Raw genomic sequence first — 23,829 nt, 5'->3', positions numbered from 1 at the left:
GAATCGGCCGGGGGCGGCCCGGGATCGGCCCGGGATCAGCCCAGCGACGTCATGACGTGCTTGATGCGGGTGTAGTCCTCGAAGCCGTAGGCGGAGAGGTCCTTGCCGTAGCCGGACTTCTTGAAGCCGCCGTGCGGCATCTCGGCGACCAGCGGGATATGGGTGTTGATCCAGACACAGCCGAAGTCCAGGGCCTTGGACATCCGCATCGCGCGGGCGTGGTCCTTGGTCCACACCGACGAGGCCAGCGCGTACTCCACACCGTTGGCGTAGGAGATCGCCTGCGCCTCTTCGGAGAAGGTCTGCACGGTGATGACCGGGCCGAAGACCTCGTTCTGGATGATCTCGTCGTCCTGCTTGAGCCCGGAGACCACGGTGGGCGCGTAGAAGAAGCCCTTGTCGCCGACCCGGTGGCCGCCCGCCTCGACCTTGGCGTGGGCGGGCAGCCGGTCGATGAAGCCGGTGACCTGGGCCAGTTGGTTGGCGTTGTTCAACGGGCCGTACAGCACGTCCTCGTCGTCGGGCGCGCCGGTCTTGGTCTCGGCGGCGGCCTTGGCGAGCGCGCTCACGAACTCGTCGTGGATCGACTCGTGGACCAGCACCCGGGTGGCGGCCGTACAGTCCTGGCCCGCGTTGAAGAAGCCCGCGACCGAGATGTCCTCGACCGCCTTGGGGATGTCGGTGTCCTCGAAGACGACCACGGGGGCCTTGCCGCCGAGCTCCAGATGCACCCGCTTGACGTCCTTCGAGGCACTCTCGGCGACCTGCTTGCCGGCCCGCACCGAGCCGGTGATGGACGCCATGGCGGGCACGGAGTGCTCGACCATCAGCCGGCCGGTCTCGCGGTCGCCGCAGATCACGTTGAAGACGCCCTGCGGATGGCCCAGTTCCGCCAGCACTCCGCCGATGATCTCGGCGATCAGCACGGTGGAGGCGGGCGTGGTGTCCGAGGGCTTGATGACGACCGTATTGCCCGCGGCGAGGGCCGGGGCGAACTTCCATACGGCCATCATCATCGGGTAGTTCCACGGTGCGACCTGGGCGCAGACCCCGACCGGCTCACGCCGGATGATCGAGGTGAGCCCCTCCATGTACTCACCGGCCGAGCGGCCCTCCAGCATCCGGGCCGCGCCCGCGAAGAAGCGGATCTGGTCGATCATGGGCGGGATTTCCTCGTCCCGCGTGAGACCGATCGGCTTGCCGGTGTTCTCGGACTCGGCGGCGATCAGCTCCTCCGCCCGCGCCTCGAAGGCATCAGCGATCTTGAGCAGTGCCTTCTGCCGCTCGCCGGGCACCAGGTCGCGCCAGGCCGGGAAGGCGGCCTCGGCGGCGGCCATCGCCGCGTCCACGTCCGCCGCGCCCGACAGCGGCGCGGTGGCGTAGGGCTCGCCCGTGGCCGGGTTGACCACCTCCGTGGTCCGCCCGTCCGCGGCGTCCCGGAACGCTCCGTCGATGTAGTTGCGCAGACGACGCAGTTCGGTGGTCACGTGCCACCCCTCCTGTCAGCTGTCCGATGGGTGAGACACCCACAGTAGTCGCCGGGGCTGCGCTTTCAACATACCCGCCACACCAGAACAACGGAATCAGTGTTTTTAGGGCCCCTGAACGACGGAATTCATCGATGAAGGGTTGCGACACGGGCGAGGCTCGTGCACAGTGAGGGTCGTGGCCACACCTGACAAGAACGGCACGACCCTCGACTCCGTATCCCTGGCGATCATTGAGCAGCTCCAGGAAGACGGCCGCCGGCCGTACGCCGCCATCGGAAAGGCCGTGGGGCTCTCCGAGGCCGCCGTGCGGCAGCGCGTGCAAAAGCTGCTCGACCAGGGCGTGATGCAGATCGTCGCCGTCACCGATCCTCTCACCGTGGGGTTCCGGCGGCAGGCGATGGTCGGCATCAACGTCGAGGGCGATCTCGACCCGGTCGCGGACGCGCTGACCGCCATGGACGAGGTCGAGTACGTGGTCGTCACCGCGGGTTCCTTCGATCTCCTGATCGAGATCGTCTGCGAGGACGACGATCACCTCCTCGAAATGATCAACAAGCGGATCCGCACACTGCCCGGTGTGCGCTCCACCGAGAGCTTCGTCTACCTCAAGCTCCGGAAGCAGACCTATACCTGGGGAACGAGATAGCAATGAGCGCCGACCTCTCCAAGACGGCGTACGACCACCTGTGGATGCACTTCACCCGCATGTCGTCGTACGAGAACTCCCCCGTGCCGACGATCGTGCGCGGTGAGGGCACGTACATCTACGACGACAAGGGCAAGCGGTACATCGACGGCCTGGCCGGCCTGTTCGTGGTCAACGCGGGCCACGGCCGGGTCGAGCTTGCGGAGACGGCCTACAAGCAGGCCCAGGAGCTCGCCTTCTTCCCGGTGTGGAGCTACGCCCACCCCAAGGCCGTCGAGCTCGCCGAGCGGCTCGCGGGCTACGCACCCGGCGACCTGAACAAGGTCTTCTTCACCACGGGCGGCGGTGAGGCCGTCGAGACCGCCTGGAAGCTGGCCAAGCAGTACTTCAAGCTCACCGGCAAGCCCACCAAGCACAAGGTCATATCCCGGGCGGTGGCCTACCACGGCACCCCGCAGGGAGCCCTGTCGATCACCGGGCTGCCGGGGCTCAAGGCCCCCTTCGAACCGCTGGTCCCCGGTGCCCACAAGGTCCCCAACACCAACATCTACCGCGCCCCGATCTTCGGCGACGACCCCGTGGCGTTCGGCCGCTGGGCCGCCGACCAGATCGAGCAGCAGATCCTCTTCGAGGGCGCGGACACCGTGGCCGCGGTCTTCCTGGAGCCGGTGCAGAACGCGGGCGGCTGCTTCCCGCCGCCGCCCGGGTACTTCCAGCGGGTCCGCGAGATCTGCGACAAGTACGACGTGCTGCTGGTCTCGGACGAGGTCATCTGCGCCTTCGGTCGGCTGGGCACGATCTTCGCCTGTGACAAGTTCGGCTACGTCCCGGACATGATCACCTGCGCCAAGGGCATGACCTCGGGCTACTCCCCGATCGGTGCGTGCATCATCTCCGACCGGCTGGCCGAGCCGTTCTACGAGGGCGACAACACCTTCCTCCATGGCTACACCTTCGGCGGCCACCCGGTCTCGGCCGCGGTCGGCGTCGCCAACCTCGACATCTTCGAGCGCGAGGGCCTCAATCAGCATGTGCTGGACAACGAGGGCGCGTTCCGGTCCACACTGGAGCGGCTGCACGATCTGCCGATCGTCGGCGATGTCCGGGGGAACGGTTTCTTCTACGGCATCGAGCTGGTGAAGGACAAGGCCACCAAGGAGTCCTTCGACGAGGAGGAGACCGAGCGGGTCCTCTACGGCTTCCTCTCCAAGGCGCTGTACGAGAACGGGTTGTACTGCCGGGCCGACGACCGCGGCGACCCGGTCGTGCAACTGGCGCCGCCGCTGATCGCCGATCAGGCGCTGTTCGACGAGATCGAGCAGATCCTGCGGGCGGTGCTGACGGAGGCGTGGACCAAGCTCTGACGGTCGGTCGCTTCGGCAGCCCGAGGCGGCGCGGTTCGGGCTCGCTTGAGGCTCGGGCACATGTGAAGCGCAGGCTCACGTGGGGCTCAGGCCCGGTTGGGGTTCAGGCCCGGTTGGGGCTCAGGCCCAGCCCACGTGAGACTCAGGCCCACGTGAGACTCAGGCCCACTTGAGGGCGAACCACAGCTCCATCCGGACGTCCGCGTCGCCCAGGTCCACATCCAGCAGGGCCTCGGCGCGGGCGATCCGCTGACGGACCGTATTGCGGTGCACCTCCAGTGCCACCGCCGTACGGTCCCAGCTGCCGTGCAGCGACAGCCACACCCGCACCGTCTCCAGCAGCGCCGGTGCGCCGTCGAGCGGCGCGAGCAGGGCCCGGCCGTGCGCCCCCGCCTCGGCCGGGTCCACCAGCGAGACGACCCCGCCCGCGCGGGCCGGGCCGTGCCGCACCAGCGGCACCCGCTCGGCGACGGCCCGCCGCAGCGCACGGGCGGCGTCGGCGCCACCGCGCGGCAGATCCGCGGCCGGTACGGGCGCCCCGACGCCCAAGGTCCAGCCGGGCTGTGCCCGTACCTCCGCCTCACCTGGCACGAGGGCGCACAGCCCGTCCCCGTCGAGGTCGACCAGCGGCGTCCCGAGCCCGGCCGCGAGCGCCGCCGCGGCCAGCAGTCCGTCGTCCCGGCCGCGGCCGCGCCGCCGCCCGTGCACCACGGTCCACAGCCCGCCGCCCTCCCGGGTCCCGGATCTCACCTCGGGGGCCGTCCCCGCCTGCCCCGGCGAGCGGCTCAGCAGCCCGGCCACCCGTGCCGGTTCGGCGCCGAGCATCAGCCGTACCAGCGCCGCCGTGCGCTCGGCCTCGGCCCCGATCACCCGCCGCGCCGTCAGCAGCGACAGCAGCACCACGGCCACCCCCACGATCGCCCCGTCCGCGCCGTCCCGCCGGGGAGCGCAGACGCCGAGTGCGAGCCGGTCCTCCGGCCCCGCCGGGCCGCCCAGCCCGTACGCGGTCAGCTGCAGCTCCGCACCGTCCGCGCCGGCCGCCCTGCCCGCCGCCGAGGACGGGCCCGAGCGCAGCCGCGCCGCGAGCGCGCCGAGCGCCGTACGGGCCTCCCGCGACGGCCGCGGTCCGGCGGCCGCCAGCTCCGCGCCGTCCGGGTCGTAGAGCACCGTCCATGCCCCGAGGTGCTGGCCCAGCTGCCGCAGCACGGCCGGTACGGGGTGCGGGCGCGCCGCGGCCGTCGCCAGCGACTGCTGTGCCTCGGTGACGCTCCGCAGCTCATGGTGGCGGCGCTCGGCCATGGCGTCCCAGACGGCGCTCGCGACGGCGGTGAAGGTCGTCTGCCGCGGCACCTCGACCAGCGGCAGCCCATGCCGGTCGCACGCCTCGACCAGCGCGCGGGGCACCGTGTCGTGCACCGGTGCGATGCCGAAGCCGAGCGCCGCCGCGCCCGCCTGGACCGTACGGGCCACATAGCGGTCCCAGTAGGTGCCTGCGCCCGCCGCCTCCGGGCAGTGCACCCCCGCGCTGAGCAGCAGCTCGCCGCCCAGCAGATACGGGACGGGGTCCTCCATCTCGCTGGTGTGGACGAAGTACACGGGCGTGTCCGCCTCGCGCGCCCCCGCGACCTGCCGCAGCCCGAGGGCGGGGTGGCCGAGGAGGGTGGCGAGCGGGACGGGGGCCGTAGGGGGTACGCGGTCGTTCATCACGGCGGGCCTCGCGTGGGGACGGTTCGTAGAGGACGGTTCGTACATCCCGGGGATCGGGAGTGGAGGAAACGTACACTTCCCGGACGCTCCGGCGACACCTAGGGTCTCCGTCACTCCCCACATTCCCCGCACGCCCCGTACTCCCCCGCACTCCCCACGACCCGATCCCCGCGGATCGCCGGGACCTCCCCCATCCCGTGCGGCTCCGCTCGCCCGATCTCCCGACCGCTAGCCGACCCCCGCCGGACCGAGGAGCACCGCCATGACCGCTGTCGACTACACCGTGATCGTCGTCTATCTCGCGGGCATGCTCGCGCTCGGCTGGTGGGGCATGCGCCGCACCACGTCCACCAGCGACTTCCTGGTCGCGGGCCGACGGCTGGGGCCGTTCATGTACTCCGGGACGATGGCCGCGATCGTGCTCGGCGGCGCGTCCACCATCGGCGGCGTCGGGCTCGGCTACCAGTACGGGCTCTCCGGCGCCTGGATGGTCATCACCATCGGCCTGGGGCTGCTGGCGCTGTCGGTCTTCTTCTCGGCGCGCATCGCCCGCCTCAAGGTGTACACGGTCAGCCAGATGCTGGATCTGCGCTACGGCGGCTCCTCCGGGCTGATCTCGGGCATCGTGATGTGGGGCTACACCCTGATGCTCGCGGTCACGTCGACCATCGCCTACGCCACCATCTTCGACGTGATCTTCGGCCTGGACCGGGTCATCGCCATCGTGCTCGGCGGGGCGATCGTGGTCTGTTACTCGACGCTCGGCGGCATGTGGTCGATCACCCTCACCGACATGGTGCAGTTCGTGGTCAAGACGGTGGGCGTGCTGCTCCTGCTGCTGCCGATCGCGGTGGTGAAGGCGGGGGGCTTCGGCGCGATGAAGTCCGAACTCCCCCACGGCTACTTCTCCCCCCTGGGCATCGGCGGCCAGACCGTCTTCACCTATGTGCTCATCTACTCCTTCGGCATGCTGATCGGCCAGGACATCTGGCAGCGGGTCTTCACCGCCCGCGATGACAAGGTGGCCCGCCGTGGCGGCACCGCGGCCGGTACGTACTGCCTGGCCTACGCGGTCGCGGGCGCGGTCATCGGCACGGCGGCGAAGGTGCTGTACCCCAAGCTGGACGCCCCGGACGACGCGTTCGCGACCATCGTCAAGGACTCTCTCCCGGTGGGCGTGAAGGGGCTGGTGCTGGCCGCCGCGCTGTCCGCGGTGATGTCCACCTCCTCGGGCGCGCTCATCGCCTGCGCGACGGTGGCCAACAACGACATCTGGGCCCGGCTGCGCGGCCGTACGCTCCGTACGGCCGGTGGCTCCCACGACGAGGTCGGCGGCAACCGCGTCTTCATCCTCATCATGGGCATCGCCGTGATCGGCATCTCCGTCGCGCTCAATAATGTCGTGGAGGCGCTGACCGTCGCCTACAACGTGCTGGTCGGCGGGTTGCTGATGCCGATCCTGGGCGGGCTGCTGTGGAAGCGCGGCACGGGCGCGGGCGCCCTGGCCTCGGTCGGTGTCGGCGGCCTTACGGTCATCGCGCTGATGGGGTGGAAGGGCATCCTCGCCAACGAACCCATCTACTTCGGGCTGCTGGCCTCGCTGGTGGCGTATGTGGCGGTCAGCCTCGCCACCAAGCCGACCGACGCGGTGATCCTCGACGCCTGGCGGCGCCGACTCGCCGGTGAACCGGCCGCCCCCGCCTCCGAGACCACCAGCCCGGCCACCGCGGGCGCCTGACACGGCCTCGCGCCCCCACACCGGCACCGCCATACATACCCCTCCCTCATCCGCGCCTCCATGCGCCCCGTCAGAAAGGCACCACCCCATGCCCACCGCACAGCGCGCGCGTCACGGCGGCGATCTCGTCGTGGAGTCCCTCACCGCGCTCGGGGCGAGCACCGTGTTCGGGCTTCCCGGACAGCACGCTCTCGGGGCGTTCGACGCGCTGCGGCGGTCCGGGCTCACCTATGTGGGGCTGCGGGTGGAGAACAACGCCGGATTCGCCGCCGACGCCTTCGCGCGTGTCACCGGCACGGTGGCGCCGCTGCTGGTGTCCACCGGGCCGGGGGCACTCATGACGCTCGCCGCGCTGCAGGAGTCGGCGGCGGCTTCCGCGCCCGTCCTGGCCATCGGCAGCCAGGTGCCGACCGCGGGGCTCGGCGGCGGGCGCAAGGGCTACCTCCATGAACTCGTCGACCAGAAGGCGTCGTTCCGCGACATCGTCAAGTCCGTCCACACGGTCCGTACCGCCTCCCAGATCCCCTCCGCGGTCGCCGCCGCCTGGGCGTCCGCGCTGGAGGCCCCCGCCGGGCCGGTGTGGCTGGAGATCCCGCAGGACGTGCTGCTCGCACCGGTCGCCGTGCCGCCGGTGACCTCCCTGCGCGCCGAGCCCCGGTCGCTGCCGCCCCGGCCCGAGCTGACGGCGGAGGCCGCGAGGCTGCTGAGCGCCGCCGAGCGTCCGGCGATCCTGGCCGGCGGCGGAGTGGTGCGCGCCGGGGCACGGCAGGAGCTGCGGGCGCTGGCCGAGGCGCTGGACGCGCCCGTGGCGACGACCTTCGGCGGCAAGGGCGCGTTCCCCTGGGATCATCCGCTCTCGCTCCAGTCCTGGCTGGAGGACGCGCACAGCACCGAGTTCCTGGAGGACGCCGACGTCCTGCTGGTCGTCGGCTCCGGACTGGGTGAACTCTCCTCCAACTACCACACGTTCCGCCCGCGCGGCCGTCTGGTCCAGATCGAGGCCGATCTCGGCAAGCTGGAGTCCAACCACCCGGCGCTCGGCATCCACGCCGACGCCCGCGAGGCGCTGGCCGCCCTCGCCGAGGCCGTCACACCGCGCCCGCCGGGCACGGCGGCCAAGGCCGCGGCCGGGCTGCTCACCCGGGTGCGGGAGCGGATCGACGCGCAGGGCCTGGAACTGGAGCAGCGGGTGCTGGGCGCGGTGCGGGACGCGCTGCCCGATGACTCCCCCAGCTTCTGGGACATGACGATCCTCTCCTACTGGGCCTGGTCGGCCTTCGATCCCCGTGCGAGCGCCCTGCACTCGGCCCAGGGCGCGGGCGGTCTCGGCTACGGCTTCCCGGCCGCCCTCGGCGCCGCCGCCGCTGATCCCGGACGGCCGGTGCTGGCCGTGTCGGGCGACGGCGGGGCGATGTACTCGATCGCCGAACTCGCCACCGCCCACCAGTACCGGCTCCCCGTCACCTGGCTGATCGTGGACGACGGCGGCTACGGCATCCTGCGCGAGTACATGACGGACACGTTCGGCGAGGCGACCGCCACCGAGCTGTCCCGCCCGGACTTCGTCACGCTGGCCGAGTCATTCGGCGTCCCGGCGGTCCGTACCACACCCGAGCGGCTGCGCGCGGACCTCGCCGGCGCCCTCGCGGCCCCCGGGCCGTCGGTCGTGGTGCTGCCCGCGCTGCTGCGGATGTTCGCGCCCACTCACCTCGACCGGCTCGCCGACGGCGGCCCCGGTGACGGCCCCGGCTCCGATCAGGGCTGATCGGAGCCGGAGCCCGATCAGGGCTGATCGGAGGAAATGGGGGCCGCCCGCGCCGAGCCTGGGCGCGGGCCCCCACCCGAGTCCTTACCGTGCCAGTGACCCATTGGCTTCGCGCTCGTTCACCCAACCGGGGGAATGAGACGATCGCAGGTAAGGCGAGGTGCTCGGGATGGTGGCTCCGCCGGACGACGACATGCTCGCGGCACGCACCGTGTCGTATGCCTACGGCGGCTCCCCCGCCCTCCTCGGTGTCTCCCTCGGCGCCCGAGAGGGCGAGATCCTCGCCGTCACCGGTCCGCGGGGCTGCGGCAAGACCACCCTCCTCACCTGCCTGGCGGGCCAACTCGTCCCGGACGGCGGAGAGGTGTGGTTCAAGGGCGTCCCCGTGCACAGCCTCCCCCCGCTCGGTCTCGAACGGCTGCGGCGCGACCACTTCGGCTGGATCGGCACCGAGCCCCACCTCATCCCCGAGCTCACCGCCTGGGAGAACGCCGCACTCGCCCTGATGCTGCGCGGCACCGGGCGGCGCGCCGCGAAGAGCGCCGCGTGCGAGTGGCTGGACCGGCTCGACGTCGGCGAATGCGCCCGGGTGCGGCCCGCCGCGCTGCTGCAGTCCCAGCGCCAGCGGGTCGCCATCGCCCGTGCCCTGGCCGCCGGGCCCAGCGTCCTCTTCGCCGACGAGCCCACCGCCCCGCTGCACCAGGCCGACCGCGCCCAGGTGCTGCGCACCCTCACCTCGGCGGCCCGCTCCCACGACATCACCGTCGTCCTCGCGACTCATGACCAGGAGGTGGCCACCCTCGCCGACCGCACCGTCGCCCTGCTCGACGGGCGCCGGGTGGGCTCGGACCCCTCCGAGACGGAAGGCAGGGCCGCGTGCTCAGCCTCCGTCTGACCCGCGGTGCCCGCCCATCGGTGCTGCTGCGGCGGTCGCTGGTCACCGTCGCGGCGGCGGGCGCGAGCTTTCTGCTGCTGAGCGCCCTCGGATTCGCCTCGGGCCATCCGGCGGACTCACAGGGCGCGGTGGGGCGGCTGCTGTGGTGCCTCGTGCCACTGGCCGCGACCGTCCATCTGGCCGTCGCCGTGGGCCGCGCCGACCCCAGCACCGGGCCGGGCCCCGGGTTCGCCGCGGCCGGGCTCGGCCCGGCACGTGCGGCACTGCTCGCGGCGGTCTCGATGGCTGCCGCCTGCGCGCTCGGCGGTGTGCTGGCGCTGCTGGTCTTCCTGTCCCTGCGTGGCGACCTCGGCTCCTGGCTGGACTGGGCCGGAAGCGGGGCGGTCGGTCGGCAGCTCGGCAGCGGTCGGCCGCTGCCCCTGGCCGGCACCGTGACCCTGCTCGCCGTCGTCCCCGTGCTGGTGGGCGCGGCGTGTGCGGCCGGGCTGTGGCCCCGGCAGCCGCGGGCCGGGCACCAGCCGCCGCCCCGCCAACCACGGGGCGCCCGACGCCCGGTGGTCCCGGCCCCGTCCACCGTCGTGACGGGGCCGATCGCGCCCTGGCCCCACCGGGCCACCTCCGGCCTTCCGTGGGGCATCGCCCTGACCGCGGCCGGGCTCGCCCTCCAGGCATACGCGAGCGGCGACGCGCCCCCGCACCCCGACGCCCTGCTCGCCGTGCCGGGCCGGCTCGGCGGCAACCCGCCCGGCGTGGTGGGCGGCTGGGCGCTGGCGGCGCTCGGGCTGGTGCTGGCCGGGCCCGGTCTCACCCATCTGTGCGGCAGGCTGCTGGCCGTCGGGCGGCCTGGTGTGCTGCGGCTGCTGGCCGGGCGCATGCTCCAGCAGGAGGCCGGTCTGATCGGACGTCCGGTCGGCGCGCTGTGCGCGCTGGCCGCCGCCGGATACACCGTCCTGGAGCTGTACGGAAGGGCCTCCGGGCCGTCCGGCGCCCATGCCTTCGGCCTCCTCACCGGTCTGGGCGCGGCGCTGGTCACGCTGTGCGCCGCGGCCACCACCCTGACCGCGGTCGTGGAGGCGAGGAGCGCGCGCGAGCGCACGACGGCCGCGCTGCTCCGCCTCGGCGCCCCGGCCCGGCTGCTCCGCGGAGCGGCCGCGCTGCGCGCGACGGCCCTGCTGGCGCTGCTGGTGCCGCTGGTGTGGGTGGTGGCGCATCTCACGGCGATGCCGTTCCACCGCTGAATCTCTCGGGTGTTGGTGTCCATGCCTGGATTGTGCGACCGAGCGGCCCGGTGACGATTGCCTCAATCCACAGCCCCCCACCTCCGGTGTGATTAGCATGTCGGCGTGCAGGAACCAGACCGGGAAATAGAGTCCATCGAGGAGTTCGACCAGGTCGTCGCCCGCGGCACCCTGGCCGGGTTCCGGGTCCAGTCCGTGGACCTGACGAGCCGTACCGCGGCGCTCCTCTCCACCGACACCAGCGAGGCGGTCTTCCTCGGCTGCCCGATGGAGTCCGAGGCGGCCGCGAAGGTCCGGGCCGGGAGTGCGCTGGTGTTCCCGCCGGTGCCGGATCTGCCGTTCGATCCGTACCGCGGCACCCTCTACTCGCCCGCGCAGCTCTTCGAGGGCCTCACCGAGCACGGTTACGCGCGGACGCCGGACGCGCTCGCCTACGCCTGGTTCCAGCGGACCAAGACGGACGGCGACATCTTCGCCTCGATGCTGCGCTCCATCCACGACGACGCGATCTCCGACGCGCTCGACGAATTCCTCGTCGGGACGCGGGTGGTGGGTGTCATGGGCGGCCACGCGCTGGAGCGCGGGTCCGAGGCGTTCGCGGGCGCCGCACGCCTCGGACGGAACCTGGCGCGGACCGGTCTCACGGTCGCGACGGGCGGCGGGCCGGGCGCGATGGAGGCCGCGAACCTGGGCGCCTACGCGGCCCCGCACGAGGACGCGATGCTGGACGAGGCGCTCGAACTGCTCGGCAAGACGCCCTCGTTCCGGCCGTCCATCGGGGCGTGGGCCGAGGCCGCCTTCGCGGTGCGCGAACGCTGGCCGGACGGCGGTGCGTCGGTCGGCATCCCCACCTGGTTCTACGGACACGAGCCGCCGAGCGCGTTCGCCTCGCACATCGCCAAGTACTTCGCCAACGCCACCCGGGAGGACGGGCTGTTGGCACGCTCGACCGCGGGCGTGGTCTTCCTGCCGGGCGCCGCCGGAACCGTCCAGGAGATCTTCGACAACGCGACGCCGAACTACTACGAGTCGCGCGGTGAGCCCACCCCGATGGTGCTGGTGGACCGGGACCACTGGACCCGGCGGCTGCCGACCTGGCCGCTGCTCGAAGCGCTCGCGGAGGGGCGGTCCATGAAGGCCCGTATCGCACTGGTGGACTCGGTGGACGAGGCACCCGAGGCGCTGCTGTCGCTGTTGGGCTGACCCGAGCTCAGGAAGGCCCCGGCGCGGAAGAGCGCCCGCGCCAGGGGCCACGGGCCCGGCGCGCCGTTGTCCCGGCGTCAGGACCCCCGCCGCCAGGAACTCCCGCCTCAGGACTCGGCGTCCAGCAGCACCACATCGTCCGGGTCGAAGGCCACCCCCACCCGGGCCCCCGCCTCCGGGGCGTCCCGCAGGGCGCAGGACGCCTCCAGGGGCGGCGCGGCCGGGTCCGGCAGCCGCAGGACGAGCGCCACATGGTCGCCGCGGAAGGTGTGTGTCTCCACGGTGCACGCCAGCCCCTCCTCGGGGTCCGTCAGCCGCACCCCGGCCGGGCGGACCAGCAGCCTGGTGGGGCCCGGCCGGGAGCCGGACGGAACGGGCAGCTTGCCCCAGCGGGTGTCGGCGACCTCGCCGTCCACCATCGCCTCGACCACATTGTCGAAGCCGAGGAAGCGGGCGACGAACTCGGTGGCGGGCCGCTGCCACACCTCCAGCGGGGTGCCGGTCTGGGCGATCCGGCCGTTGTCCATCACCACCACCCGGTCCGCGAGGGCGAACGCCTCGCCCTGGTCGTGGGTGACCGCGAGGACGGTGGTCCCCAGCCGTGCGAAGAGCTCGCGGAGCTCCACCACCAGCCGCTCCCGCAGCCCCCGGTCGAGCTGGCCCAGCGGCTCGTCCAGCATCAGCAGCTTGGGCCGCGGGGCCAGCGCGCGGGCGAGCGCCACCCGCTGCTGCTCGCCGCCGGAGAGCGAGTCGACGGGGCGGCGCTGGGCGCCCGGCAGCCCCACCAGCTCCAGCAGTTCGGCGACCCGGCGATCCGCCTCCGCGCGCCCCACCTTGCGCATCCGCAGCCCGAAGGCGACGTTGCCGCCCACGTCCCGCTGCGGGAACAGCTGGTGGTCCTGGAACATCAGCCCCACCCCGCGCCGATGCGTGGGCACCCCGTTCTGGTCCTGTCCGGCGAGCCACACCCGGCCGGCGTCGGCGCGCTGCAGCCCGGCCACCACGCGCAGCATGGTGGACTTGCCGCTTCCGCTCGGGCCCAGCACACAGACCGTCTCGTGCTCGGCGACTTCAAGATCCACGGCGTCCAGCGCGTCGCGCCGGCCGAACCTTACGGTCACCTCGTCCAGTCGCAACAGCGTCATTCAGAACTCTCCGGAACGGTCGGTGCGGATGCGCTCGAGCGCCAGCAGCGATCCGGCGCAGACCAGCATCAGGATCGTGCTCAGGGCCATCGCCTGCCCGTAGGAGAGCTGTCCGGCCCGGCCCAGGAACCGGGCGATGGCGACCGGGAGGGTCGGCTGGTCGGGGCGCGCGATGAAGACGGTCGCCCCGAACTCGCCCAGGGAGACGGCGAACGCGAAGCCCGCCGCGACCACTACGGCCCGTCCCACGAGCGGCAGGTCCACTTCCCGCCAGACCCGCCACGGGGACGCCCCGAGCACGGCCGCCGCCTCCCGGAGCCGGTGGTCCACCGCCCGCAGCACGGGCAGCATGGTCCGTACGACGAAGGGCACGCCCACCAGGGCCTGGGCGAGCGGCACCAGGACCCAGGAGGCACGCAGATCCAGCGGGGGCTCGTCGAGGGCGATCAGGAACCCGAATCCCACGGTGACGGCCGATGTGCCCAGCGGCAGCATCAGCAGCGCGTCGAAGCCCCGTACCAGCCTGCCCGCCTTACGGGTGAGCGCGGCGGCGGCGAGGCCGCCCACGGCGAGGGCGAAGACGGTGGCGACCGCCGCGTACCGCAGGGAGTTCCCGATGGCCTCCATGGGGGCCACGAAGAAGGTGCCTCCGCTGTCGGCGGCCGACTTGAGCGCCTCGTAGTAGGTGAAGCCGTAGCCGTCCGGTCCGTTCAGCGAGCGTTCCACCAGCACCGCGAGCGGTGTCACGATCAGCAGCGCGACCACCACCAGCACGCCCCACAGCAGCGCCCACTGCGCGGGGCCGTTCGGCCGGCGCGCCGTGCGGCCGGGGTCGACGAGCCGCAGGGCGCTCTCCCGGCGCCTTACGGTCCACGCGTGCAGGGCCAACACGGCCGCGACCGCGGCGAACTGGACGAGGGTGAGCACCGCCGCCGTGGGCAGATCGAGCAGTTGCGCGGTCTCGCGGTAGATCGCCACCTCCAGGGTGGCGTAGCGGGGGCCGCCGAGGATCTGGATCACGCCGAAGGAGGTGAAGGTGAACAGGAACACCATCAGCGCGGCGGCGGCCAGTGCGGGCGCCAGCGCGGGCAGCGTCACCCGGCGCCAGGCCGACAGCCGGCTCGCGCCCAGCACCCGCGCGGCCTCCTCCTGACGCGGGTCGAGCTGGGCCCACAGCCCGCCGACGGTCCTGACGACGACCGCGTAGTTGAAGAAGACATGGGCCAGGAGGATCGCCCAGACGGAGGTGTCGAGCCGCACCCCCCACAGCTCGTCCAGCAGCCCGCCCCGGCCGAGCAGGGCCAGGAAGGCTGATCCGGCGACGACGGTCGGCAGGACGAACGGCACGGTCACCACGGCCCGCAGCAGCCCCTTGCCGGGGAAGTCGAAGCGGGCGAAGACATAGGCGCCGGGCAGCGCGAGCGCGAGCGTGAGGGCGGTCGACGCGACCGCCTGCCAGCAGGTGAACCACAGGACGTCCAGCGTCGCCGGATCGGTCACCACCTCGGCGATCCGGCCGAACCGCCACTGCCCGCCGACGCGCAGCCCCCGGGTGACGATGGCGGCCACCGGATAGGCGAAGAAGACCGCGAAGAAGGCCAGCGGCACCGCCATCAGGGCGAGCCGGAGGGCGAGTGCGCGACGGCCGCCGCCGTCTGCCCGGTCGGCCTTACGGTGGCCGTCGGCCGCCTTACGGTTCTCGCGGGGCTCTACAGGACCAGCGAGGACCATGACTTGACCCACGGCTCACGGTTCTTGGCGATCTTCTGCGGCGCCAGGGTGGCCGAGTCGGCGATCCTGGTCCCGTATCGGGTGAACAGCTCCGGCAGCTTGGCGTCCTCGCGCGCCGGGTTGACGTACATGTTCAGCGGGACGTCCTCCTGGAACCGCTTGCTCAGCAGGAAATCCAGCAGCGCCTTGCCGCCCTTGGTGTTGCCCGCGCCGTTCAGCAGCCCGGCGAACTCCACCTGCCGGAAGCAGGTGCCCGTCGCCACCCCGGTGGGGGCCTTGGCGGGCTTGGTCTTGGCGTCGGCCACCTCGGCGGGCGGGCTCGATGCGTAGGAGACGACGAGCGGCCGGTCGCCCTTGCCGCCGCCGGCCGAGCCGGAGAACCGGTCGTAATACGCCTGCTCCCAGCCGTCGACGACCTCGACACCGTTGACCCGCAGCTTCTTCCAGTAGCCCTTCCAGCCGTCGTCGCCGTACTTGGCGGCCGTGGCCAGGAGGAAGCCCAGACCGGGGGACGAGGTGGCCGCGTTCTCGGTGACGAGGAGGTTCTTGTAGGCGGGCTTGGTCAGATCCTCCAGCGTCCGGGGCGGCGCCAGCTTCTTCTCGGCGAAGTACTTACGGTCGTAGTTGACGCAGATGTCGCCGAAGTCGACGGGGGTGACGCGGTGCTCGGCCCGGTCGAGCTGAAGGGCCGCCGGGACCTTGTCGAGGCCCTTGGCCGTGTAGGGGGTGAACAGGTCGTTGTCGAGCGCCCGGGAGAGCAGGGTGTTGTCGACGCCGAAGAACACATCGCCCTGGGGGTGACCCTTGGACAGGATCGCCTGGTTGACGGCGGCTCCGGCGTCGCCCCCGGCCTGCACCCGCACCTTGTAGCCGGTCTCCTTGGTGAACTCCTTGAGGACCGCCTTGGAGGCCGCGAACGAGTCGTGCGTGACCAGGGTGACCGTCTTGGAGTCCGCGCCGCTCCGGGAATCCTCGCCGCAGCCGACGAGCGCGCCCAACGCCAGTGAGCCGAGGAGGGTGGCTGAGATGGCACGCCGAAGCTGGCTGTTCATGGTGATGCTGACTCCCTACGCCGGTATGACCCGGATCAGGTCCGAGGGTCTGCGGCCGTGCCGCACTCTCAGCGCTCTGAGCGCTCCCCTGTCGGAATGTTCATTTGTACGGATGTTCAGTTTTACGACGATCGCATGATGCGACGATGCCCAGGCACCGTATCAGCCGGTCCTCAACGCTCCGAAGCCGCCAGCTGTCCGCAGGCCCCGTCGATCTCCTGGCCACGGGTGTCCCGGACGGTCACCGGCACCCCGTGCGCCTCCAGGGCCGCCACGAACGCCTTCTCGTCCTCGGGCCGGGACGCCGTCCACTTGGAGCCGGGCGTCGGGTTGAGCGGAATGAGGTTCACATGCACCCGGCGGCCCTTGAGCAGCCGGCCGAGCAGATCGGCGCGCCACGCCTGGTCGTTGATGTCCTTGATCAGCGCGTACTCGATGGAGACCCGGCGGCCGGACTTCTCCGCGTACTCCCACGCGGCGTCCAGGACTTCGCGCACCTTCCAGCGGGTGTTGACCGGCACCAGGGTGTCGCGCAGCTCGTCGTCGGGCGCGTGCAGCGACACCGCGAGCCGGCACTTGAACCCCTCGTCGGCGAAGCGCAGCATCGCCGGCACGAGGCCGACGGTCGAGACGGTGATCCCGCGCTGCGAGAGGCCGAGGCCATCGGGCTCGGGGTCGGTGAGCCGGCGGATGGCGCCGACGACCCGGTTGTAGTTGGCCAGTGGCTCGCCCATGCCCATGAAGACGATGTTGGACAGCCGGGCCGGCCCGCCGGGGATCTCACCGTCGCGCAGGGCCCGCATCCCGTCGACGATCTGGTGCACGATCTCGGCGGTGGACAGATTGCGGTCCAGCCCCGCCTGGCCGGTGGCGCAGAACGGGCAGTTCATCCCGCAGCCCGCCTGCGAGCTGATACACATGGTCACCCGGTCCGGGTAGCGCATCAGCACGGACTCCACGAGCGTGCCGTCGAAGAGCCGCCACAAGGTCTTGCGCGTGGTGTCGTCGTCGCAGCTGATGTGGCGCACCACGCTCATCAGCTCCGGCAGCAGCCCGGCGGCCAGCTTCTCGCGCGCGGCGGCCGGAATGTCGCTCCACTGTGCGGGGTCGTCGACGTAGCGCGCGAAGTAGTGACGCGACACCTGACTGGCCCGGAAGGGCTTCTCCCCGAGGGCGGCGACGGCCTCCCGGCGCTCGGCGGGTGTGAGGTCGGCAAGATGCCGCGGGGGCTTCTTGGCCCCACGCGGCGCGACGAAGGTGAGTTCTCCGGGCTTAGGCATGGTTCACCCAGTGTCGCAGACATACGAAGGGCCCCGCGCCAGGTGTGGCGCGGGGCCCGTGGGCCGGGGTCGTCAGCCGCCGCCCACGAAGATCACCAACAGCAGCCACACCACCGGCGCGGTGGGCAGCAGCGAGTCGAGCCGGTCCATGATCCCGCCATGGCCGGGCAGCAGCTTGCCCATGTCCTTGATGCCGAGGTCCCGCTTGATCATGGACTCGCCGAGGTCGCCCAGGGTCGCGCTGACCGCGACGGCCAGACCGAGCAGCAGGCCCTGCCACCAGACGCCGTCGTCGATGAGGTACTGCATGCACAGCGCGCCCGCGACCATCGCGAAGGCCACCGCGCCCAGCAGCCCCTCGCGGGTCTTGCCGGGGCTGATCCGCGGTGCCAGCGGATGCTTGCCGAAGCGCCAGCCCACCGCGTACGCGCCCGTGTCGCTGACCACGGTCAGCAGCAGGAAGGTGAGGACCCGCCACGGGCCGTCCTCGGTGTCCAGCATGAGCGCCACGAAGGTGGCCAGGAACGGCACGTAGAAGGCGGCGAAGACGCCCGCGGTGACATCCCTGAGGTAGTTGTCGGGCGGTTCGGTCATCCGCCAGACCAGCACCGCGAGCGCCGTGAGCGCCACCGCCACCACCGCGCCCTGGGCACCGCGCACATAGCCCGCGACGATCATGGCGACCCCGCCGACCGCGAGCGGCACCAGGGGGACCCGGATGTCCTTGCGCTCGGTCAGCCGCGAGGTCAGCTCCCAGAGCCCGACCACCACCGCAACCGCTACCACGCCGACGAACACCGGCTTGTAGATGAAGAGCGAGGCCACGATGATCACGCCGAGGCCGACGCCCACCCCTATCGCGGCGCGCAGATTACGGCCCGCGCTCTTCTTCCCCTGCCCGGCACCGGTGCCACGCGCGCCGCCGTCCGCGGAGGCGGGGTCGGGCGCGGGCTCGGGGGGCATCGGCGGACGTCCGGCGGGCTGCCGGGGTCCGGGCTGCGGCTCCCGCTCGTCGCGGAAGAGGGGGCCGCTCAGCCGAGCGGCCCCCCGGTCACGGTCGGCGGCCTCGCCGGAGTCGCCGCCGCCTGCGTGGGGCACGGTGGGCATGGGGCGAGTCTGCGCCGCTTCGCCCACCTCGTGCGCGGGACCCGCCGAAGAAGGAGCCGCCGCCCAGCCGTAGCCGGGGGAGGTGCCCTGACCGCCCGGCCCCCGGAATCCGGCGCTTGGTGGGGCCCCCAGGAAGAGTCGTTCATCAGACCTCGAGCAGCTCGGCTTCCTTGTGCTTGAGCAGCTCATCCACCTGCGCGACATACTTCGCCGTGGTGTCGTCGAGCTCCTTCTCGGCGCGGCGCCCCTCGTCCTCGCCGACCTCGCCGTCCTTGATCAGCTTGTCGATGGACTCCTTGGCCTTGCGCCGGACGCTGCGGATCGAGATCTTCGCGTCCTCGCCCTTGGCCTTGGCGACCTTGATGAACTCCTTACGGCGCTGTTCGGTGAGCTCGGGGAACACCACCCGGATGATGTTGCCGTCATTGCTCGGGTTGACGCCCAGATCCGAGTCCCGGATCGCCTGCTCGATGTTGCGGAGCGCGGTCTTGTCGAACGGCGTGACCACGGCCATGCGCGGCTCCGGCACCGAGAACGACGCCAGCTGATTGATCGGCGTCAGCGCACCGTAGTAGTCCGCCACGATCTTGTTGAACATCGCCGGGTGCGCACGCCCGGTGCGGATCGCGGCGAAGTCCTCCTTGGCGACCACAACGGCTTTCTCCATCTTCTCCTCGGCCTCGAGGAGGGTCTCTTCGATCACCACTTGCTCCTGGTGTTATCAGTAAGCAGAGCCTCGCCCCTGCGTGCGTCTTCTCCTGCACGGTGTCCGACCGGCAGGCCGTTGTCCATCCCCCGTTCGAGCCGTCAGGCCCGGGAGCCCTGGTCGCTCACCAGCGTGCCGATCTTCTCACCCTTCACCGCGCGGGCGATATTTCCTTCGGCCAGGAGCTCGAAGACGAGGATGGGCAGCTTGTTGTCCCGGCAGAGGGTGATCGCGGTGGCGTCGGCGACCTTGAGGTCCCTGGTGATCACCTCGCCGTACTCCAGGGCGTCGAACTTCACCGCGTCGGGGTTGCGGGCGGGGTCGGAGTCATAGACCCCGTCCACGCCGTTCTTCCCCATGAGCAGGGCCTGCGCGTCGATCTCCAGCGCTCGCTGGGCCGCGGTGGTGTCCGTGGAGAAGTACGGCATGCCCATACCCGCGCCGAAGATGACCACGCGCCCCTTCTCGAGGTGGCGCACCGCACGCAGCGGAATGTACGGCTCCGCGACCTGGCCCATGGTGATGGCGGTCTGGACGCGGGAGTCGATGCCCTCCTTTTCCAGGAAGTCCTGGAGGGCGAGACAGTTCATGACGGTTCCGAGCATGCCCATGTAGTCCGAGCGGGCCCGGTCCATACCGCGCTGCTGCAGCTCCGCACCGCGGAAGAAGTTGCCGCCACCGATCACGATGGCGATCTCGGCGCCGTCCCTGACCACGGCGGCGACCTCGCGGGCGATGGCGTGCACGACATCGGGGTCGACACCGAGTCCCCCGCCTCCGGCGAACGCCTCGCCGGACAGCTTCAGCATGAAGCGACCATGCTTGGCCGCACCGTGCGCGTTCTTGTCATCGGCGGCCTGTTTGGCGTCCGCGCCGTGATTCATTGGAGATCTCCTCGTGCACATACGAAGAAGGCCACTGCCGGACGGGTCCTGTTACGACCTCTGCGGCAATGGCCTCCTCGTCACATCTGCGGCCGACCGGTTGACGGTTGGCTGACTACGACCCTATCGGGGTCGAGGGTCATTCGCTGCTCGGCTCAGACGCCGACGCGGAAACGGGCGAAGCGCTTGAGCGAGACACCGGCCTCGTCCAGAACCTTCTGGACGGACTTCTTGTTGTCCTTGGCGAACGGCTGGTCCACCAGGACGTTCTCCTTGAAGAAGCCGGTGACGCGACCCTCGACGATCTTCGGCAGGGCGCCCTCGGGCTTGCCCTCCTCGCGGGCCGTGGCCTCGGCGACCCGGCGCTCGTTCTCGACCGTCTCGGCCGAGATCTCGTCGCGGGTGAGGAACTTCGGGGCGAACGCGGCGATGTGCTGCGCGACGTCCTTGGCGACCGTGGCGTCTTCCTTGTCCAGCTCGACCAGGACGCCGACCTGCGGCGGCAGGTCCGGGCTGGTGCGGTGCATGTACGCCGCGACGTAACCGCCGGAGAACTGCGCGAAGCGGTCGAGGACGATCTTCTCGCCGAGGGTCGCGTTGGCCTCGTCGACGAACGCCTGAACGGTCTTGCCCGCCTCGATCTCGGAGGAGAGCAGAGCGTCCAGGTCGGCCGGGGAGGTCTTGGCGACGTGGGCGGCGATGGCGTCCGCGACGGCCACGAACTTGTCGCCCTTGGCGACGAAGTCCGTCTCGCACTTCAGCTCGACCAGCACGCCGGAGGTCTTGTCGTCCGCGATGACGGAGACGACGGCGCCGTTCTCGGCGCTGCGGCTCTCACGCTTGGCCACGCCCTTCTGGCCCTTGACGCGCAGGATCTCGACGGCCTTGTCGACGTTGCCCTCGGCCTCGTCCAGCGCCTTCTTGCAGTCCATCATGCCGGCGCCGGTCAGCTCACGGAGCTTCTTGACGTCAGCGGCGGTGAAGTTCGCCATGATCTGTGAATCTCTTCTCGAAAGTCGAAAGCTCTACGGGTGAACGGCGGGGGCGGCGCCGTGGCACCGTCCCCCGCCGTCATACACCGTCTGAGTGACGTCTGAGTGGTCAGCCCTGCTCGGCGCCCGCGGCGGGGGCCTCGGCAGGAGTGGCTTCCTCGGCGGGCTTGGCGTCCTCAGCGGGCTTGTCCGCGGCGGCCTCGGCGGGCTTGTCCGCAGCGTCCTCGGCAGGCTTGGCATCCTCGGCGGGCTTCGCCTCGGCGTCGTCGGCCTTCTTCTCACCCTCGAGCAGGTCGCGCTCCCACTCGGCGAGCGGCTCGCCCGCGGCCTTGTCGGCCTTCTCGTCACCGGTGGCGACGCCGGAACGGGCGATGAGGCCCTCGGCGACGGCGTCGGCGATCACCCGGGTGAGCAGGGTGACGGAGCGGATCGCGTCGTCGTTGCCCGGGATCTTGTAGTCGACCTCGTCCGGGTCGCAGTTGGTGTCGAGGATCGCGACGACCGGGATCCGGAGCTTGCGCGCCTCACCGACGGCGATGTGCTCCTTCTTGGTGTCGACGATCCAGACGGCGCTCGGCACCTTCTGCATCTCGCGGATACCGCCGAGGGTCTTCTCCAGCTTGGCCTTCTCGCGGGAGAGGACCAGGAGCTCCTTCTTGGTGAGGCCGGAGGCGGCCACATCCTCGAAGTCGATCTGCTCGAGCTCCTTCAGGCGCTGCAGGCGCTTGTAGACGGTCGAGAAGTTGGTGAGCATGCCGCCCAGCCAGCGCTGGTTGACGTACGGCATGCCGACGCGGGTCGCCTGCTCGGCGATGGCCTCCTGCGCCTGCTTCTTCGTGCCGACGAACATGATGGAGCCGCCGTGGGCGACGGTCTCCTTGACGAACTCGTAGGCGCGGTCGATGTACGACAGCGACTGGAGCAGGTCAATGATGTAGATGCCGTTGCGCTCGGTGAAGATGAAGCGCTTCATCTTCGGGTTCCAGCGGCGGGTCTGGTGCCCGAAGTGGACGCCGCTCTCCAGCAGCTCCCGCATCGTGACGACGGCCATGGCCGTACTCCTTGAGGTACTCGGTTCCACGGCGGCCGGGCGGCCGCCGCTCCTGACGTCCCGACGCGCCTGCCATGGACGAGGCCCTTTCGGGGGTCGTCCAAGGACCGAGGGGCGCGGCCACCGAGCTGACCGATGCGCGATCGGAGCGTCGGTGGCGGGGCGTGCGAAGTCGATCCGGTGACCCGGATCGCCATAAGAAGTGTACGGGACGGGTACGGTGCCGGGTGACGGCGTTATCCACAACCGGTGAGTAGTCCCCCGATTCCGTCCATGATCCACCCGTTTCGGGTCGCCGGGCCATCGTGGCGGACATGCGAAGGCTTGTGGTGGGTTGGGCTCTTGCCCTGGTGATTCCGGCGCTTCCGATCTTGTCCGTGCTGCCGGTGACGACGGCGCCTCTTCCGGCGGTACCTCTTTCGGCGGCGCGGGCCGCGGCGGCTGACCCGGGCGCGGCGCCGGGGCTGGGCGAGGTGCCGGGTCGGGGCGCGGCGCCAGGTCTGGGGCAGGTGCCGGGTCCCGGCGGGGTGCCGAGTCCGGGCCGGGTGCCGGATCCCGGCGGGGGATCGTTGACTGCCGTGGCGTCCGCTCCGGCTGAGGGGCCCGCTCCGGCTGAGGGGCCCGCGCCGAGGACGAGGCCGGGCGGGGAGCGGTCGTGGCCGGTCGACGGTGGGCCGGGCGCGGTGCGGCCGGCCGTGCTGAGAGGCTGGCAGCCGCCTCCGGCGCCCTGGGCGGCGGGGCATCGCGGGGTCGACCTCGCGGCTCGCCCGGGAGATCGGGTCAGGGCGGCGGGCGCGGGTCGGGTGAGCTTCGTGGGGCCGGTCGCGGGCCGTGGTGTGCTGGTGATCGAGGTGTCCGGGACCGGCTCCCCTCCGCTGCGCACCACCTATGAACCGGTGCGCGCCACCGTGGCCAAGGGTGAGCGGGTGGCCGCGGGGCAGGTCGTCGGCGTGGTGGCGCCGGGCCCCTTCCACTGCCGGTCCGGCTGTCTGCACTGGGGGCTGCGGCGCGCGGACCGCTATCTCGATCCCCTGTCGCTGCTGCCGCCGTCGATGCTGCGGGGCGGGCCCTCCCGGCTGCTCCCCGTGTTCGGGGTGCGCGAGGCGCCCACGGTCTCCGCCCTCGCCTCCCCCGCCGGGGACACCCGGCTGCCGGCGGCCGCGGCGCTGGTGGCGGCATCCCTGTGGGCCCGGATCCGTCTGGGCCGCCCCCGCGCGCCCGGCGGCGTGGAAAGGAGCGGCGGAGGTCAGCCCCGGACGCCGCGCAGGGCCATGGCGACGGCCGCCTCGGTGATCCGCTCGGGGTCCTCGGCCGCGCCGAGCTCGATGCGCCGGACCGCGGCGTCCACCACTCCCTGGAGCAGCACGGCCGAGAGCCGCGGCTGCTCATGCCCGAGGGTCGCGAGGGCCTCGACCACCATGGCGATCAGTCCGCCATGGGCGGCGCGGATCTTCTCCCGCGCGCCCGAGTCCAGCTCACCGGCGGAGATCGCCACCACCGCGCGGTGGCGGCGGTCGCCGACGAGCGCCAGCTGCCGGCGGACATACGCCTCGATCTTCGCCTCCGGCCCGTCGGCCCGCTCCATGGCGGCCTCGACCTCGGCGGCCCAGACCGGGAAGTCGACGGCGCACAGCTCCTCGACCACGGCGGCGCGCGAGCGGAAGTACTCATAGACGGAGGACCGTGCGAGTCCCGTGCGCTCGGCGAGGGCGGGGAAGGTCAGCGCCTCCGTGCCGCCCTCGGACAGCAGGGTGCGGGCGGCCTCCAGCAGGGCCGCGCGCTGCATCGTTCGGTGCTCGGCCACTGAGGCCGCTCGAATCCTGGGCACCCGACCA

At 71.7% G+C, this 23,829-nt stretch carries 18 protein-coding genes, 2 pseudogenes and 1 riboswitch; of the genes and pseudogenes, 8 read left to right on the top strand and 12 right to left on the bottom strand.

What is annotated here, in order from left to right:
* Positions 1 to 35: 35 nt before the first annotated feature.
* A complete protein-coding gene (locus tag BLV72_RS25130) occupies positions 36 to 1,487 on the bottom strand; it encodes a gamma-aminobutyraldehyde dehydrogenase (RefSeq protein ID WP_093464995.1) in 1,452 nt (483 codons plus the stop codon).
* Between the two features lie 178 nt (positions 1,488 to 1,665).
* On the opposite strand from BLV72_RS25130, the gene BLV72_RS25125 reads away from it, so the two are divergent.
* Together BLV72_RS25125 and BLV72_RS25120 are read left to right on the top strand one after the other, a co-directional pair.
* Positions 1,666 to 2,136: an Lrp/AsnC family transcriptional regulator gene (locus BLV72_RS25125; protein ID WP_043235601.1), complete on the top strand. Its 471-nt coding sequence runs from the start codon at positions 1,666 to 1,668 to the stop codon at positions 2,134 to 2,136.
* Between the two features lie 2 nt (positions 2,137 to 2,138).
* Positions 2,139 to 3,500 (top strand): aspartate aminotransferase family protein, encoded by a 1,362-nt coding sequence (locus tag BLV72_RS25120; RefSeq protein ID WP_093464993.1) that lies wholly within the window; start codon positions 2,139 to 2,141, stop codon positions 3,498 to 3,500.
* A gap of 159 nt (positions 3,501 to 3,659) precedes the next feature.
* Here BLV72_RS25120 and BLV72_RS25115 read toward each other — a convergent pair whose 3' ends face one another.
* On the bottom strand, positions 3,660 to 5,204 hold the full coding sequence (locus BLV72_RS25115; RefSeq protein WP_093464992.1) for a PucR family transcriptional regulator: 1,545 nt from the start codon (positions 5,202 to 5,204) through the stop codon (positions 3,660 to 3,662).
* 265 nt (positions 5,205 to 5,469) lie between these two features.
* On the opposite strand from BLV72_RS25115, the gene BLV72_RS25110 reads away from it, so the two are divergent.
* The 5 genes from BLV72_RS25110 (at position 5,470) to BLV72_RS25090 (ending at position 12,046) form a co-directional block, all read left to right on the top strand.
* The gene (locus BLV72_RS25110) at positions 5,470 to 6,945 is read left to right on the top strand and encodes a sodium:solute symporter family protein (protein ID WP_093464990.1); all 1,476 of its coding nucleotides are present in this window, start codon (positions 5,470 to 5,472) and stop codon (positions 6,943 to 6,945) included.
* Between the two features lie 88 nt (positions 6,946 to 7,033).
* Complete coding sequence (locus BLV72_RS25105; protein WP_093464989.1) at positions 7,034 to 8,710, top strand: thiamine pyrophosphate-binding protein; 1,677 nt, start codon at positions 7,034 to 7,036, stop codon at positions 8,708 to 8,710.
* 169 nt (positions 8,711 to 8,879) lie between these two features.
* On the top strand, positions 8,880 to 9,605 hold the full coding sequence (locus BLV72_RS25100; protein ID WP_093464987.1) for an ABC transporter ATP-binding protein: 726 nt from the start codon (positions 8,880 to 8,882) through the stop codon (positions 9,603 to 9,605).
* Positions 9,587 to 10,843 carry a hypothetical protein gene (locus BLV72_RS25095; RefSeq protein ID WP_093464986.1) on the top strand — a complete coding sequence of 419 codons (1,257 nt, stop codon included), beginning with the start codon at positions 9,587 to 9,589 and terminating at the stop codon, positions 10,841 to 10,843. Before BLV72_RS25100 ends, BLV72_RS25095 begins: the two co-directional genes overlap by 19 nt.
* 105 nt (positions 10,844 to 10,948) lie before the next feature.
* The gene (locus BLV72_RS25090) at positions 10,949 to 12,046 is read left to right on the top strand and encodes an LOG family protein (protein ID WP_093464984.1); all 1,098 of its coding nucleotides are present in this window, start codon (positions 10,949 to 10,951) and stop codon (positions 12,044 to 12,046) included.
* A 107-nt stretch (positions 12,047 to 12,153) separates the two neighbouring features.
* On the opposite strand, the gene BLV72_RS25085 is transcribed toward BLV72_RS25090, so the two are convergent.
* The 9 genes and pseudogenes from BLV72_RS25085 to rpsB form a co-directional block, all read right to left on the bottom strand.
* Positions 12,154 to 13,191 carry an ABC transporter ATP-binding protein gene (locus tag BLV72_RS25085; RefSeq protein ID WP_093464983.1) on the bottom strand — a complete coding sequence of 346 codons (1,038 nt, stop codon included), beginning with the start codon at positions 13,189 to 13,191 and terminating at the stop codon, positions 12,154 to 12,156.
* Positions 13,192 to 14,805, bottom strand: a complete 1,614-nt coding sequence (locus BLV72_RS25080; protein ID WP_093470528.1) for an ABC transporter permease — start codon at positions 14,803 to 14,805, stop codon at positions 13,192 to 13,194.
* Between the two features lie 95 nt (positions 14,806 to 14,900).
* Positions 14,901 to 15,974, bottom strand: a complete 1,074-nt coding sequence (locus tag BLV72_RS25075; protein ID WP_093464981.1) for a thiamine ABC transporter substrate-binding protein — start codon at positions 15,972 to 15,974, stop codon at positions 14,901 to 14,903.
* A riboswitch (TPP riboswitch) is annotated at positions 15,970 to 16,074 on the bottom strand. Its footprint overlaps the gene before it by 5 nt.
* 73 nt (positions 16,075 to 16,147) lie before the next feature.
* Positions 16,148 to 17,254, bottom strand: a complete 1,107-nt coding sequence (rlmN, locus tag BLV72_RS25070) for a dual-specificity RNA methyltransferase RlmN (RefSeq protein ID WP_093464980.1) — start codon at positions 17,252 to 17,254, stop codon at positions 16,148 to 16,150.
* A 72-nt stretch (positions 17,255 to 17,326) separates the two neighbouring features.
* A pseudogene (locus BLV72_RS25065) lies at positions 17,327 to 18,507 on the bottom strand (phosphatidate cytidylyltransferase).
* Complete coding sequence (frr, locus tag BLV72_RS25060; RefSeq protein ID WP_059144208.1) at positions 18,507 to 19,064, bottom strand: ribosome recycling factor; 558 nt, start codon at positions 19,062 to 19,064, stop codon at positions 18,507 to 18,509. The pseudogene BLV72_RS25065 and the gene frr overlap by 1 nt, the downstream one beginning before the upstream one ends.
* A gap of 104 nt (positions 19,065 to 19,168) precedes the next feature.
* The gene (pyrH, locus tag BLV72_RS25055; protein WP_014055206.1) at positions 19,169 to 19,951 is read right to left on the bottom strand and encodes a UMP kinase; all 783 of its coding nucleotides are present in this window, start codon (positions 19,949 to 19,951) and stop codon (positions 19,169 to 19,171) included.
* 155 nt (positions 19,952 to 20,106) lie between these two features.
* Positions 20,107 to 20,943, bottom strand: a complete 837-nt coding sequence (tsf, locus tag BLV72_RS25050) for a translation elongation factor Ts (RefSeq protein WP_093464978.1) — start codon at positions 20,941 to 20,943, stop codon at positions 20,107 to 20,109.
* A gap of 109 nt (positions 20,944 to 21,052) precedes the next feature.
* Complete coding sequence (gene rpsB / locus BLV72_RS25045; RefSeq protein WP_093464977.1) at positions 21,053 to 21,994, bottom strand: 30S ribosomal protein S2; 942 nt, start codon at positions 21,992 to 21,994, stop codon at positions 21,053 to 21,055.
* Between the two features lie 314 nt (positions 21,995 to 22,308).
* Between rpsB and BLV72_RS50060 the strand changes: the two are divergent.
* Positions 22,309 to 22,965 (top strand): annotated as a pseudogene (locus tag BLV72_RS50060) (peptidoglycan DD-metalloendopeptidase family protein); the annotation flags it as partial.
* A 275-nt stretch (positions 22,966 to 23,240) separates the two neighbouring features.
* Here BLV72_RS50060 and BLV72_RS25035 read toward each other — a convergent pair.
* Complete coding sequence (locus tag BLV72_RS25035) at positions 23,241 to 23,780, bottom strand: TetR/AcrR family transcriptional regulator (protein WP_078644001.1); 540 nt, start codon at positions 23,778 to 23,780, stop codon at positions 23,241 to 23,243.
* Positions 23,781 to 23,829 lie beyond the last annotated feature (49 nt).

It is taken from the genome of Streptomyces melanosporofaciens (genome assembly GCF_900105695.1).
GTDB classification, from domain to species: domain Bacteria; phylum Actinomycetota; class Actinomycetes; order Streptomycetales; family Streptomycetaceae; genus Streptomyces; species Streptomyces antimycoticus.
This window is presented reverse-complemented; position numbering and strand designations above follow the sequence as displayed.

Coding starts and splice junctions, on each gene's coding strand:
- tsf (WP_093464978.1), bottom strand. CDS start 20,943: ATGGCGAACTTCACCGCCGCTGACGTCAAGAAGCTCCGTGAGCTGACC.
- BLV72_RS25110 (WP_093464990.1), top strand. CDS start 5,470: ATGACCGCTGTCGACTACACCGTGATCGTCGTCTATCTCGCGGGCATG.
- BLV72_RS25115 (WP_093464992.1), bottom strand. CDS start 5,204: ATGAACGACCGCGTACCCCCTACGGCCCCCGTCCCGCTCGCCACCCTC.
- rpsB (WP_093464977.1), bottom strand. CDS start 21,994: ATGGCCGTCGTCACGATGCGGGAGCTGCTGGAGAGCGGCGTCCACTTC.
- BLV72_RS25075 (WP_093464981.1), bottom strand. CDS start 15,974: ATGAACAGCCAGCTTCGGCGTGCCATCTCAGCCACCCTCCTCGGCTCA.
- BLV72_RS25080 (WP_093470528.1), bottom strand. CDS start 14,805: ATGGCGGTGCCGCTGGCCTTCTTCGCGGTCTTCTTCGCCTATCCGGTG.
- BLV72_RS25085 (WP_093464983.1), bottom strand. CDS start 13,191: ATGACGCTGTTGCGACTGGACGAGGTGACCGTAAGGTTCGGCCGGCGC.
- BLV72_RS25120 (WP_093464993.1), top strand. CDS start 2,139: ATGAGCGCCGACCTCTCCAAGACGGCGTACGACCACCTGTGGATGCAC.
- pyrH (WP_014055206.1), bottom strand. CDS start 19,951: ATGAATCACGGCGCGGACGCCAAACAGGCCGCCGATGACAAGAACGCG.
- BLV72_RS25100 (WP_093464987.1), top strand. CDS start 8,880: ATGGTGGCTCCGCCGGACGACGACATGCTCGCGGCACGCACCGTGTCG.
- BLV72_RS25035 (WP_078644001.1), bottom strand. CDS start 23,780: ATGCAGCGCGCGGCCCTGCTGGAGGCCGCCCGCACCCTGCTGTCCGAG.
- BLV72_RS25105 (WP_093464989.1), top strand. CDS start 7,034: ATGCCCACCGCACAGCGCGCGCGTCACGGCGGCGATCTCGTCGTGGAG.
- rlmN (WP_093464980.1), bottom strand. CDS start 17,254: ATGCCTAAGCCCGGAGAACTCACCTTCGTCGCGCCGCGTGGGGCCAAG.